Origin of the sequence: Metalysinibacillus jejuensis, assembly GCF_003057615.1 — a bacterium.
Classification (GTDB): Bacteria; Bacillota; Bacilli; order Bacillales_A; family Planococcaceae; genus Metalysinibacillus; species Metalysinibacillus jejuensis.
The window spans coordinates 1-12049 of the sequence record NZ_QAFW01000011.1 but is presented as its reverse complement, the minus strand read 5'-3'; the positions used below and the strand labels follow the sequence as shown (position 1 = coordinate 12049).

Annotated in this window: 16 protein-coding genes; all 16 read left to right on the top strand. The window is 40.6% G+C overall.

The genetic code is table 11. The features are described 5' to 3' along the window. Nucleotides 1-522 carry a YpiB family protein gene (locus DDE80_RS05535; protein ID WP_108306735.1) on the top strand — a complete coding sequence of 174 codons (522 nt, stop codon included), beginning with the start codon at nt 1-3 and terminating at the stop codon, nt 520-522. Nucleotides 523-606: 84 nt separating this feature from the next. Then, on the top strand, nt 607-1056 hold the full coding sequence (locus tag DDE80_RS05530) for a DUF2487 family protein (RefSeq protein ID WP_108306678.1): 450 nt from the start codon (nt 607-609) through the stop codon (nt 1054-1056). A 155-nt stretch (nt 1057-1211) separates the two neighbouring features. Continuing rightward, on the top strand, nt 1212-1721 hold the full coding sequence (locus DDE80_RS05525) for a QcrA and Rieske domain-containing protein (RefSeq protein WP_108306677.1): 510 nt from the start codon (nt 1212-1214) through the stop codon (nt 1719-1721). 21 nt (nt 1722-1742) lie between these two features. Then, nucleotides 1743-2417: a menaquinol-cytochrome c reductase cytochrome b subunit gene (gene qcrB / locus DDE80_RS05520; RefSeq protein WP_108306676.1), complete on the top strand. Its 675-nt coding sequence runs from the start codon at nt 1743-1745 to the stop codon at nt 2415-2417. A 43-nt stretch (nt 2418-2460) separates the two neighbouring features. After that, entirely contained in the window at nt 2461-3276 is an 816-nt protein-coding gene (locus DDE80_RS05515; protein WP_108306675.1) for a menaquinol-cytochrome c reductase cytochrome b/c subunit, read from the top strand. Nucleotides 3277-3343: 67 nt separating this feature from the next. Then, the gene (lhaT, locus tag DDE80_RS05510; RefSeq protein ID WP_108306674.1) at nt 3344-3952 is read left to right on the top strand and encodes a lipoprotein heptaprenylglyceryl N-acetyltransferase LhaT; all 609 of its coding nucleotides are present in this window, start codon (nt 3344-3346) and stop codon (nt 3950-3952) included. A 47-nt stretch (nt 3953-3999) separates the two neighbouring features. Next, nucleotides 4000-4674 (top strand): zinc metallopeptidase, encoded by a 675-nt coding sequence (locus DDE80_RS05505; RefSeq protein ID WP_108306734.1) that lies wholly within the window; start codon nt 4000-4002, stop codon nt 4672-4674. 109 nt (nt 4675-4783) lie between these two features. Next, the gene (locus DDE80_RS05500) at nt 4784-5119 is read left to right on the top strand and encodes a nucleotide pyrophosphohydrolase (RefSeq protein ID WP_108306673.1); all 336 of its coding nucleotides are present in this window, start codon (nt 4784-4786) and stop codon (nt 5117-5119) included. Continuing rightward, complete coding sequence (gene dapB, locus DDE80_RS05495; RefSeq protein WP_108306672.1) at nt 5116-5910, top strand: 4-hydroxy-tetrahydrodipicolinate reductase; 795 nt, start codon at nt 5116-5118, stop codon at nt 5908-5910. Before DDE80_RS05500 ends, dapB begins: the two co-directional genes overlap by 4 nt. Before the next feature lie 14 nt (nt 5911-5924). Continuing rightward, on the top strand, nt 5925-6329 hold the full coding sequence (gene mgsA / locus DDE80_RS05490; RefSeq protein ID WP_108306671.1) for a methylglyoxal synthase: 405 nt from the start codon (nt 5925-5927) through the stop codon (nt 6327-6329). A gap of 15 nt (nt 6330-6344) precedes the next feature. Next, complete coding sequence (gene bshA, locus DDE80_RS05485; RefSeq protein ID WP_108306670.1) at nt 6345-7481, top strand: N-acetyl-alpha-D-glucosaminyl L-malate synthase BshA; 1137 nt, start codon at nt 6345-6347, stop codon at nt 7479-7481. Next, nucleotides 7474-8643 (top strand): CCA tRNA nucleotidyltransferase, encoded by a 1170-nt coding sequence (locus DDE80_RS05480; protein ID WP_108306669.1) that lies wholly within the window; start codon nt 7474-7476, stop codon nt 8641-8643. The genes bshA and DDE80_RS05480 overlap by 8 nt, the downstream gene beginning before the upstream one ends. Then, nucleotides 8624-9610, top strand: a complete 987-nt coding sequence (locus tag DDE80_RS05475) for a biotin--[acetyl-CoA-carboxylase] ligase (protein ID WP_108306668.1) — start codon at nt 8624-8626, stop codon at nt 9608-9610. Before DDE80_RS05480 ends, DDE80_RS05475 begins: the two co-directional genes overlap by 20 nt. A gap of 210 nt (nt 9611-9820) precedes the next feature. Then, complete coding sequence (gene panB / locus DDE80_RS05470; RefSeq protein ID WP_108306667.1) at nt 9821-10666, top strand: 3-methyl-2-oxobutanoate hydroxymethyltransferase; 846 nt, start codon at nt 9821-9823, stop codon at nt 10664-10666. Continuing rightward, nucleotides 10657-11475 carry a pantoate--beta-alanine ligase gene (gene panC, locus DDE80_RS05465; RefSeq protein ID WP_108306666.1) on the top strand — a complete coding sequence of 273 codons (819 nt, stop codon included), beginning with the start codon at nt 10657-10659 and terminating at the stop codon, nt 11473-11475. The genes panB and panC overlap by 10 nt, the downstream gene beginning before the upstream one ends. After that, the gene (gene panD / locus DDE80_RS05460) at nt 11476-11859 is read left to right on the top strand and encodes an aspartate 1-decarboxylase (protein ID WP_036141893.1); all 384 of its coding nucleotides are present in this window, start codon (nt 11476-11478) and stop codon (nt 11857-11859) included. The last annotated feature ends 190 nt before the right edge of the window (nt 11860-12049 follow it).

Genomic DNA, 12049 nt, shown 5'->3' with positions numbered 1-12049 from the left:
TTGAACCTATCTATTTCAGTAGAGGATAAGCGACAATTTATTACTTGGTTTCTTGCTCATCACGACATTAAAACACGTGAGAGCGTTTGGTTATTAAATTATTTAATAAGTAATGATAAAATATTAGATCGCGTACATTTTGTTGAACGCGCACATTATTGTCCACGCGCTATTATTATCGCCACAGAAGAACTAGTGGATTTCCAGTATTATACGGGTGGCTTACACATCCAAGATGCAGAAAAAGCATTTCATGACGTTCGCTTACATGACGGAGCGATTTATATGGAAATAAAAATGCCACAAGCGATGACAAACCCTTATTATGTTGCAGTATTAGAAACGCATCATTACGGACCTGAAGAACCTAAAAAGCACTACGGGGCGGCTGAGGAAGCGGCAGCTCTCGCTTTAGATTATAGCGTAAAGCAACTTCTTGTAGCGTTAGATGAGGCACTTGACCATGGTGATAAAGAAAGGTTTTTACAATTAAGCAAGCAATATGAGCAATTGAAAAGCTGAAATTAATAACGCTATTGTAAGGTGAAATGTGTTACATTTAGTAACGAGCCTTACAAGGCGTTATTTTTAGTTGGAGGGAAGTTTATGCTTTTTACGGTAAAAGACGTGAGTGACTTTTTAGCAAATAAGCCATTCATTGATACAGTTATTGTGCCCCTTGTGCAAATTGATTTGAGTGAGGACGGCATTAAACAGAGCAGTTCGGCATCGGATTACTTATTAAATTTAACAAATTTTATTGAACATCAGTTTAAGGGACGTATTATGCTAATGCCGCCTATTACTTATTTAAAAGGTGTTGACCAAAGCGGCGCAATGTTGTTGTTTGAACAAAAATTAAAAGAAGCAGGCTTTAAACATGTATTCTTTATGACATCTGATCATAGTTTAACTGCACTTCAACAAACACACACAGTTGTATGGTTACCGTCTATTCCATTAGAGTCGATGGACGCTACTGTTAAAAATAAAATTTTAGAAGACCAATTAGCGCAAGTTATTCCGGTATTTTCTGCAAAATGGTCGCAAGCCTAGAAAATACATTCAATAAATGTTCACAAACTTGCCAAATGAATTGAATGCGATATTGACCTACCTATTTTATTGATATATCATGGATATGTCCTAGTATTACTATTTATTAAAAGTATGTCCGTTGGACTGACCTTTAAGTTAGAGGGGGGAAAAAGATGAGTAACAATCGAGTTTCAAGACGTCAGTTTCTTAACTACACATTAACAGGTGTTGGTGGATTCATGGCGGCAGGTATGTTAATGCCGATGGTTCGTTTCGCGATTGACCCAGTTTTACAAAGTAAAGGCGCAGGTGACTTCGTTCCAACTGATCAAAAAGTTGCTGAACTAACTGAAACACCAGTAAAAGTTAACTTCTCATTCGAGCAAGTTGATGCATGGTACAAATCGGATGTAACTGCAATGGCATGGGTTTATAAAGAAGGCGATAAAGTAGTAGCTTTATCACCAGTTTGTAAGCACTTAGGTTGTACAGTAGGTTGGGAAGGTGACAAAAACCACCCAGATGAATTCTTCTGTGCATGTCACGCAGGTCGTTACCATAAAAATGGTGAGAACATTCCGGGTACACCACCTCTAGGCCCACTAGATGAGTTTGAAGTGGAAGAAAAAGATGGACTATTATTAATCGGTCCAGTACGACCAAATACGTTAGTTAAAAAATGATTGTAAGGGGGTACGAAATCAGTGCTAAATAAAATTTATGATTGGGTCGATGAACGACTTGATATTACACCAATTTGGCGTGATATCGCCGACCATGAAGTACCAGAACACGTAAACCCTGCCCATCACTTCTCTGCATTCGTATACTGCTTCGGAGGATTAACATTCTTCATTACAGTAATTCAAATTTTATCAGGTATGTTCTTAACAATGTATTATGTACCTGACGTTGAGAATGCTTGGAAATCAGTTTATTACTTACAAAACGAAGTAGCATTCGGCGAAATCGTTCGTGGTATGCACCACTGGGGAGCTTCATTAGTTATCGTAATGATGTTCTTACATACACTTCGTGTATTCTTCACAGGTTCATATAAAAAGCCTCGTGAATTAAACTGGATTGTTGGTGTAGGTATTTTTGGTGTTATGATTGGTTTAGGTTTCACAGGTTACTTATTACCATGGGATATGAAAGCGTTATTCGCAACTAAAGTAGGTCTTGAAATTGCGGGTTCTGTACCATTCATTGGTGATATGATTAAAGTATTATTAGCGGGTGACACGACTATTATCGGTGCTCAAACGTTAACGCGTTTCTTCGCGATTCATGTGTTCTTCTTACCAGCTGCATTATTTGCATTATTAGCAGCTCACTTTATCATGATTCGTCGTCAAGGTATTTCAGGTCCACTATGATTTAAATCGCATTATTTTTTAAGTATATAAAGGAGGGGACACTATGCAACGCGGAAAAGGAATGAAATTCGTCGGTGACTCACGTATTAAAGCAAATCACCGCATGCCAAATCTTCCAAAAGATTATTCCGAATACCCTGGTAAAACAGAAGCGTTCTGGCCAGACTTCTTGTTAAAAGAATGGATGGTAGGGGCAGTATTCTTAATCGGATATTTATTGCTAACAGTTGGTCACCCATCGCCACTTGAGGGCCCAGCGGATCCAACGAACGCAGCATATATTCCATTACCAGACTGGTACTTCTTATTCGTGTACCAATTATTAAAGTACTCATTTGCTTCAGGTCCATATAATATTATCGGAGCAATCGTTATGCCAGGTTTAGCATTTGGTGCATTAATGCTAATGCCTTTCTTAGATACAACGCCAGAGCGTCGTCCATCTAAGCGTCCACTGCCAACAGCATTCATGCTTTTAGCAGTAGCATCTATTTTCTACTTAACTTGGGAGTCTGTTGTTAACCACGACTGGGAAGCAGCTAAAGCTCAAGGTGAAATTAAACCTTCTGACTTAGGTGAAGGTCCAAAAGTTGATATTGAAGACTTTAAAGATATGCCAGGATATGAAATCTGGATGGATGATGCAGGTCCAGCTGCTTCATGTATCGGATGTCACGGTGGCGACTTAACAGGTGGCGCAGGCCCAATGTTAATTAACACAGGTTTAGAAGCTGAAGAAATTGAAACAATTGCGCATGATGGTAAAGCACCAGGTATGCCAGGTGGCACTTTCGCAGGTTCTGACGAAGAACTTAAAGAGTTAGCTGAATTTATCGCTAGCCTTAAAGAAGAAGAATAATAGGTAGAGGTGTCAAATAAGTTGCATAAACTTATGTGACATCTCTTTTTTTTAAGGAGAGAACCGAATGCAATTATCCCCGCAGTTAAAATATATTGTAACGTCTCGCAAATTTTTATGGTTGTTACTAATCATTAATGCAATTGGTACGATATATGGTTATTATTGGTATGGTGGGCAATTAGCGATTACACGTCCTATTTTTTATATTTTTGTACCAGATAGTCCAACCGCTAGTTTATTCTTTTGTTTTGTCTTAATGGCCTGGTTGATGGGTAAGCAATGGCGTCTTATGGAGGCATTAGCACTTATTACGTTAGTAAAGTACGGGGTATGGGCCGTGGGGATGAACTTGCTTATGCTAACAGAGATTGGCGATATTGGTTTTGACGGTTGGATGCTCGTATTTTCACATGGTGCTATGGCGGTACAGGCTATTGTTTATATGGCTTATTATAGCTTTACGTATTGGCATGTTGCCGTAGCGGCTATTTGGACGCTACATAATGATGTAATCGATTATGTCTTTGGTCAAATGCCGATTTATGGTCCGTTGACAAAATATATGCCTTATATTGGCTACGTGACGTTTTGGTTATCGATGGCATGTATTGGAATAGCGATTTATTGCATAAAAAAGCGCGGATTGGTTGCCGAAACGATTGGGAGTAAGTAAACTATAAGTAGCTTTAATGTAAGGGAGAGAGAATAGTGGGATTAGGCATGTATATTGTTTATTTTATTGTCATCTTGGCATTGCCAATGTATGCACAATTTAAGGTGAAGTCCACGTATAACAAATTTTCAGATGTTCATGCACAGTCAGGCATGACGGGTGCGGAAGTAGCACGTAAAATATTAGATGATAACGGTCTATTTGACGTGCGTGTTGTACCAAATCAAGGTTTTTTATCGGATCATTATAATCCTGCAACAAAGACAGTAGCTTTATCCGAAAGTAATTTTTATGAGACAAGTATTGCAGGTAATGCTGTTGCGGCTCATGAAGTAGGGCATGCTATTCAACACGCAGAAGCTTACTCGTTTTTAACATTACGCAGTAAACTAGTGCCGGTTGCTAATATTTCATCAAGTGCATCATGGATTTTTGTCATGATTGGCTTGTTTGCAAATATGTCAGGTATGTTATTAGTCGGTATCGGTTTGTTAGCTGCAGGTGTGCTTTTCCAAATTGTAACCTTACCTGTAGAATTTGATGCTTCAAATCGAGCGATGAATCAGCTTGTCGCTACGGGTATTTTACGTAACAATGAGGAGCGTAGTGCGCGAAAAGTGCTAAACGCTGCTGCAATGACATACGTTGCTGCGACGCTAGTAGCTGTAATGGAGCTTGCACGTTTATTGCTTATTTTTATCGGCATGCGTTCAGATGACTAAAAAAGTGACATCTCGGTTTGTAGAGATGTCTTTTTTTGTACATGCAATTATAGGCAAGAAAGCGTACGAATGGTAAGCTAATAGTATATAGTAGTAAGGAGTGTAACAAATGACAAAACCAACAATGCAACAATTACAAAGCCGTGTAGATGCTTATATTAGTCAATTTAAAGAAGGCTACTTTCCGCCTTTTGAAATGCTTGCACGGTTAACTGAAGAACTGGGTGAGTTATCACGTGAAGTCCAACATGTACATGGACAAAAAAAGAAAAAAGCCACAGAAGCTGAAAGTAGTTTAGCGGAAGAGTTGGGTGATTTCTTTTTCGTGTTAATTTGTTTTGCAAATTCGCAAGGTATTGCAATGGATGAAGCGCTCGATAAGGTCTTACATAAATTTGAAACGCGCGACAAAGATCGCTGGACTAGAAAGGATGAGAAAAATTGATTAAAGTAGCAATTGCAGGAGCAAGAGGGAAGATGGGGCAAGAAGCGGTGCATACCGTAATTAAAAATGACAAGATGATGTTAGTAGCGGCACTTGATTATAAAAATGCAAATACAACATTGGCAGATACAGGGTTATTTCCAACGGATTATACCGTACCTGTTTATACAGATTTAGCTGAGCTCAATGAAGCCACAGCACCGGATGTATTAATTGATTTAACAAGTCCTGAAGTGGTATACACGCATACAAAACAAGCTTTAACGCTAGGTATTCGACCAGTGGTAGGTACGACAGGCTTTACCGATGAGCAGTTAGCTGAGTTAACTACGTTAGCACAGCAACAAAAGCGTGGTTGCATTATAGCGCCTAACTTCGCAGTAGGAGCGATACTAATGATGAAGTTTGCGAAAGAAGCAGCGCGCTTTTTCCCAGACGTGGAAATTATCGAAATGCACCATGATCAAAAGCTTGATGCACCATCAGGTACGGGTTTAAAAACAGCCCAAATGATTCAAGAAGTGCGTACAGCTAAGGAACAGGGGCACCCGAATGAAAAAGAAACGTATGCAGGGGCTCGCGGGGCTAATTTCGACGGGATGCACATCCACTCAGTTCGCTTACCGGGACTCGTTGCACATCAACAAGTTTTATTCGGTGGCGATGGTCAACTTTTGACGATTCGTCATGATTCATTTAACCGTGGATCGTTTATGTCGGGTGTTGCGTATTGTGTAGAAGAAGTTATGACACAACAAACATTAATTTACGGACTAGAAAATTTAATTTAAGCGAGGCATTATCCATGAAAATTGCATTGATTGCACATGACCAAAAAAAAGAATTGCTCGTAGAATTTGCGATTGCTTACACAAAGATTTTACGTCAGCATACTTTATATGCTACAGGGACTACAGAGAAGCGTGTTATCGATGCGACTCACTTACCTGTGCACCGTTTTAAATCAGGACCTCTAGGTGGTGATCAACAAATTGGTGCAATGATTGCCAATAATGAGATGGATATGGTGATTTTTTTCCGCGATCCGCTCACCGCACAACCACATGAGCCAGATGTGTCAGCGTTGATTCGTTTATGCGATGTGTATAATGTGCCACTTGCAACGAATATGGGTACAGCAGAGATTTTATTAAAAGGTTTGCAAGAAGGTTTCGTAGATTGGCGTCTCATTCAGCAAAACCGCTCGTAAGAAAGGGATGAGGCTATGAAAAAATTGAAAATTGGTATTACTTGTTATCCTACTGTAGGAGGATCAGGTGTAATTGCTACAGAACTAGGTAAATTACTCGCTGAAAAAGGCCACGAGATTCACTTTATTTCTTCAAGTGTGCCATTTCGTTTAAATAAAATGTATCCAAATGTTTTCTTCCATGAAGTGTCTGTCAATAACTATGCTGTGTTTCAATACCCACCGTATGACATCGCCTTAGCAAGTAAGATGGCCGATGTTATTCAAGATGAAGGATTAGATGTGTTGCACGTTCACTACGCCATTCCTCATGCGGTATGTGCTGTATTAGCGCGTGGTATGAGCAAGCGAGCTATTGGCATCGTAACGACCTTACACGGTACGGATATTTCAGTGTTAGGGCAAGATTCAAATTTAGCGCGTGCAATTCAGTATGGTATTGACGAATCGGATATTGTGACAACCGTTTCGAATTCATTAAAACAACAAACCTATGAGTTGATTAATACGAAAAAGCCTATTGAGACCGTGTATAATTTTGTCGATGAGCATGAATACCACCCCGTAGAAACGGGAGATTTAAAAGCGCAGTTCGGTATTCAGGCAGATGAACGCGTCATGATTCATGTTTCTAATTTTAGAAAAATTAAACGTGTTGAAGATATCATTGCCACATTTATGCGTGTGCGCGAACAAATGCCAGCGAAGCTATTACTCGTAGGTGACGGTCCAGAAAAACAACGCATTGCAGATTGCGTGCGCCAGTATGAACATGAAGCAGACGTATTGTTTTTAGGTAAACAAGAAAGCTTAACTGAGCTATATGCCATTAGTGATGTGAAGTTACTGCTGTCTGAAAAGGAATCATTCGGTCTCGTTTTACTTGAAGCCATGGCATGTGGTGTGCCGTGTATCGGGACAAATATTGGCGGTATCCCAGAAGTCATTACCGACGGTGTCGATGGTTATATCGTACCTTTAGGTGATGTTACGCTAGCTGCTCAGCGCGTGCTTGATTTATTTAAAGACCCACAAAAGCATCAAGCCTTCAGAGAAGCAGCTGTGCAGTCGGTTTACCATAATTTCCATTCAAGTAAAATTGTTGCGCAGTATGAGGCGCTATATTATGAAGTGGTGAAACGCTATGAATAATAAAGCATGGCTAGCTGCTTTCGAAGTTATTGCAACCTTACAGCGTGCAGGTTTCGAAGCCTATATTGTAGGTGGCGCGGTGCGCGATCAGCTTTTAGGTAAAGATGTCCACGATGTGGATGTGGCAACGAGTGCATTGCCTACGGAAGTGCAGTCTTTATTTACGACAACGGTTGATGTAGGTATCTTACACGGTACGGTTATTGTTGTACATCCGCTTGCGCCTATTGAAGTGACGACATTTCGAGTAGAAGGAACTTATGAAGACCACAGACGCCCTTCAACAGTACATTTTGTACGTAGTTTACGTGATGATTTAGCACGACGTGATTTTACCGTTAATGCAATGGCATTAACGAAAGATCATACAATCATTGATTACTTTGGAGGCCAAGCTGATTTAGCTGCTAAAATCGTACGTGCGGTAGGGGATGCAAAGGAGCGCTTCAGTGAAGATGCTTTGCGAATGTTACGCGCCGTTCGGTTTGTTGCACAGCTTAACTTTACGGTTGATAGGCAGACTAAAGACGCGATACAAAGCTGTTCGGCTGATTTAGCCTATGTTGCGAGAGAACGGATTAAGCAAGAAATTGATAAAATATGGCAAGGTGAAGCAATAACTGAGGCCATTCGCTTAATGGAAGAAACCGATTTAGTAAAAGTATTACCAGGCGTGTGGCGTGCGCAAACGTGGCGTGGTTTTAAGCCTAAAACTGTCGAAGAAGGTTGGGCTTATTTTTTACATTATAATCGCACGCAACCTCATATCGCCTCTCACTATCGTTTAACCAATCAAGAAAAGCGTAGTGTAAAGCAGATTCACCTCGCATTTGATGCGCTTGTGGAGCGCGGTTTTACACGTCTAGATTACTATCGATATGATGGCAATGTATTATGTAGTGCGGTACGTATCGCGCGTCACTTGCAAAGAACGAAATTAAGTGAAGAAGACGTATTACAAAATAAAGCACGACTACCAATTCAGTCACGTCAAGCGTTAGCGGTAGACGGTCATGATTTGCAAAAGTGGTGCAATAAAAAGCCAGGTAAATGGTTACAACAAGCACTACAAGAAATAGAACGAGCTGTATTATACGAGGAAATCGACAATACGCAACAACAAATAAGGAGCTGGTATTGCAATGGCGTCGATCAAAGATAAAATTATTAAACAATTGCTCGCTTCAAACGGTAAAGCGGTCTCTGGTCAAAAGTTAGCTGATGAGTTTCATGTGTCCCGTACGGCTATTTGGAAACACATGAAAGCGTTAGAAGAAGAAGGCTATTCATTTGAGACGATTAAGAAAAAAGGTTATGTATTAACTGGAGTACCAAATACCGTTACAGCAGCTCAAATTAAAGCAGAGCTTGCTACGCGGACAGAGGCGCTTGGAAAAGAAATTTATTATTATGACGTAGTCGATTCTACACAAACGGTTGCACATCGCCTTGTACAAGACGGTGCACCTCATGGTACGGTCGTTATTAGTGAGGAGCAAACAGCTGGCAAGGGGCGCATGATGCGTCCTTGGGAATCAACACGTCGTAAAGGTATTTGGATGACGATTATTTTGCGTCCCGATATTCCGCCACATCGTGCACCACAGTTTACGTTAGTCACAGCTGTAGCGGTCGTTAATACGATGAAAGCGATGTTAAATATTAGTGACCCGCAAATTAAATGGCCGAATGATATTTTAATTAATGGTAAAAAGTGCACAGGTATTTTAACCGAGATGCAAGCAGAGTCAGATGTTGTGCAAGCTTTACTTATCGGAGTAGGCATTAACGTTAACCAAGATGAGGAAGACTTCCCAGAAGAGTTACGCCCAATTGCTACTTCATTAAAAATTGAAGAGGGTGAAGAAATTGACCGCCCAGCTCTAATTGCTAACTTTTTATTCTTCCTCGAACATTACACGAATATGTATGTGAAAAATGGCTTTGGTCGTATTCGCGAGCTATGGGAAGAAGCATCTTGTACGATAGGGCAACGTTTGCACGTCACTACTCCTCGTGAAGTGTTTGAAGGTCAAGCAATCGGTATTAGTGCAGACGGTGTGTTACAAGTACAAAAAGATAGCGGCGAAGTAGTAGAAGTTTATACAGCAGATATTAAAATATTGTAGAAAAAAGTGAAGCTTTCTTGTATAGTGACAAGTAGGACTGTATCAGTAATGAACAGTACCTACTTGTTTTTTTAATACATTAAAAAATAATCTGCCTTGATCCAATGTGACAGGGACGGAAGAAAACACATGTAGCTTACACTACCCTTCTGCCCTTTTTTAGCTAGAAGGGTTTTTTCGTTTTCTTCCTCAGTAAAAGGAGGAATTTACATGAAAACCACAAGTGATTTTTATCGAATGAAAGAAAGTAATGAGAAAATTGTAATGCTAACAGCATACGATTATCCTGCTGCGCGTCAAGCGGAAGAAGCTGGTGTTGATATGCTATTAGTAGGTGATTCACTAGGTATGGTAGTACTTGGTTATGACTCTACACTACCTGTAACAGTCGCTGATATGGTACATCACGCAAAAGCTGTGCGTAGAGGAGCTCCTTCGACTTTTATTGTCGTTGATATGCCATTCGCTTCTTACCATGGGGACTTTCATACAACATTGCAAACCGCTACACATATGATGCAGCAAACATACGCCAATGCACTTAAATTAGAAGGGGCGGGCGAAGTGATTACAGTGATGCAAAAATTAACGACAGCAGGCATTCCTTGTGTAGCACATTTAGGCTTGCTACCGCAGTCTGCTCAAGTTATGGGAGGTTATAAAGTACAAGGACGCTCGATGGCAGAAGCTAAGCAACTCGTTAAGGACGCGAAAGCATGTGAGCAGGCAGGCGCTGTTGCTTTAGTTCTTGAATGTGTGCCCCATCAATTAGCCAAAATTGTCGCGGATGAATTAACGATACCTGTCATTGGCATTGGTGCAGGTGCTAACGTAGATGGTCAAGTGCTCGTTTATCACGATGTACTTGGCTATGGTAAACATCATGTGCCTAAATTTGTTGAACAGTACGCAAACGTTAATGCATTAATGACGACAGCGATTGGCGAATACGCAAAGCAAGTAAAAAGTGGCGCTTTCCCTACGCTTAATCAAAGTTTTTCTATGCAAGAAGAAACACTAGAAGCATTATATGGAGGCGTAAAAACATGCAAGTAATTACAGAAATCACACAGTTACGTAAAGCGCTAAGTTCATTACGCCAAGGTAGCATTGCGCTCGTACCAACAATGGGGTATTTGCATGAAGGGCATTTAGCGTTGGTAGCAGCGGCGAAAGCACAAAATGATACGGTAGTGATGAGTATTTTTGTTAACCCAACACAGTTTGGGCCAAATGAAGATTTTGAAAGTTATCCGCGTGATTTAGCGCGTGATAGTAAGCTAGCCGCAGAAGCAGGTGTAGACTTTATTTTTGCGCCATCCGTTGAAGAAATGTATCCCGTAAATGGCAGTGTAGTGCTACAGGCAGGTGCTATGGCAAGTAAGCTTTGCGGGGCGTCACGACCTACACATTTCGACGGTGTTGTACAAGTTGTCGCAAAATTATTTAATATTGTGCAACCGACACGCGCCTATTTTGGCCAAAAGGATGCGCAACAACTTGCGATTATTGAAACAATGGTGCGTGATTTTAACTTCCCTATTGAAATTTGCGCTGTGCCGATTGTACGAGAGGCGGATGGTCTGGCTAAGTCATCACGCAATGTGTATTTAACGAAAGAGCAACGTGATAAAGCCCCTGCGATTTATAAGGAGCTAACACGTCTACAACAAGGAAAACAGACGAGAGAAGCGACAAAGGAAGCCATTGAAAGAGCAACAGGTGGTAAAATTGATTATTTAACAAAGCTTGCCTATCCTGATTTAACTGAACCGACCGCTTCGACTAAACGCTTCGTTTTAGCTGTTGCTGTCTTTGTAGGTAAAACACGCTTAATTGACAATATTATTTGGGAGGTCGTATAAATGTTACGAACGATGATGCACGCTAAAATTCACCGCGCACAGGTGACAGAGGCTAATTTAAACTATGTCGGTTCGATTACGATTGACCAAGATATTTTAGAGGCCGTTGGTATTTTACCAAACGAACTTGTAGCCATTGTTAACAATAATAATGGTGCACGTTTCGAAACGTATACGATTGCAGGCGAGCGAGGTAGTGGTGTCATTTGTGTTAACGGCGCAGCTGCGCGTTTAGTACAACCTCAAGATATTATTATTATTATTGCTTATGCGCAAATGACAACAGAGCAAGCAATAAAAAATGTGCCGCGTATTGCGATTATGGGAGAAGGCAATACCATTACACAATTGGTATATGATGAGCCCCCATTAACGATTGGGTAACGAAAAAGTCAGCATTTGCTGGCTTTTTTTATTTTATTAAAGCTAAACATAGGGGAGTTAACGGTAAGCCCCCAATCAAATAACGCATATAAACACCCTGGCACCTCCGGTACGATAAACGTATCAATTTAAGGAGGTGCTTTTTTATGCCAACGAATCAACCGACAATTGTGCCAGTTTATCTAGATCC

Bases quoted from the DNA above. Each gene is read 5' to 3' on its own strand.
- panC (WP_108306666.1), top strand. From the start codon at position 10,657: ATGCAAGTAATTACAGAAATCACACAGTTACGTAAAGCGCTAAGTTCA.
- DDE80_RS05525 (WP_108306677.1), top strand. From the start codon at position 1,212: ATGAGTAACAATCGAGTTTCAAGACGTCAGTTTCTTAACTACACATTA.
- DDE80_RS05475 (WP_108306668.1), top strand. From the start codon at position 8,624: ATGGCGTCGATCAAAGATAAAATTATTAAACAATTGCTCGCTTCAAAC.
- bshA (WP_108306670.1), top strand. From the start codon at position 6,345: ATGAAAAAATTGAAAATTGGTATTACTTGTTATCCTACTGTAGGAGGA.
- lhaT (WP_108306674.1), top strand. From the start codon at position 3,344: ATGCAATTATCCCCGCAGTTAAAATATATTGTAACGTCTCGCAAATTT.
- DDE80_RS05505 (WP_108306734.1), top strand. From the start codon at position 4,000: ATGTATATTGTTTATTTTATTGTCATCTTGGCATTGCCAATGTATGCA.
- DDE80_RS05515 (WP_108306675.1), top strand. From the start codon at position 2,461: ATGCAACGCGGAAAAGGAATGAAATTCGTCGGTGACTCACGTATTAAA.
- DDE80_RS05500 (WP_108306673.1), top strand. From the start codon at position 4,784: ATGACAAAACCAACAATGCAACAATTACAAAGCCGTGTAGATGCTTAT.
- panB (WP_108306667.1), top strand. From the start codon at position 9,821: ATGAAAACCACAAGTGATTTTTATCGAATGAAAGAAAGTAATGAGAAA.
- DDE80_RS05480 (WP_108306669.1), top strand. From the start codon at position 7,474: ATGAATAATAAAGCATGGCTAGCTGCTTTCGAAGTTATTGCAACCTTA.
- DDE80_RS05530 (WP_108306678.1), top strand. From the start codon at position 607: ATGCTTTTTACGGTAAAAGACGTGAGTGACTTTTTAGCAAATAAGCCA.
- panD (WP_036141893.1), top strand. From the start codon at position 11,476: ATGTTACGAACGATGATGCACGCTAAAATTCACCGCGCACAGGTGACA.
- mgsA (WP_108306671.1), top strand. From the start codon at position 5,925: ATGAAAATTGCATTGATTGCACATGACCAAAAAAAAGAATTGCTCGTA.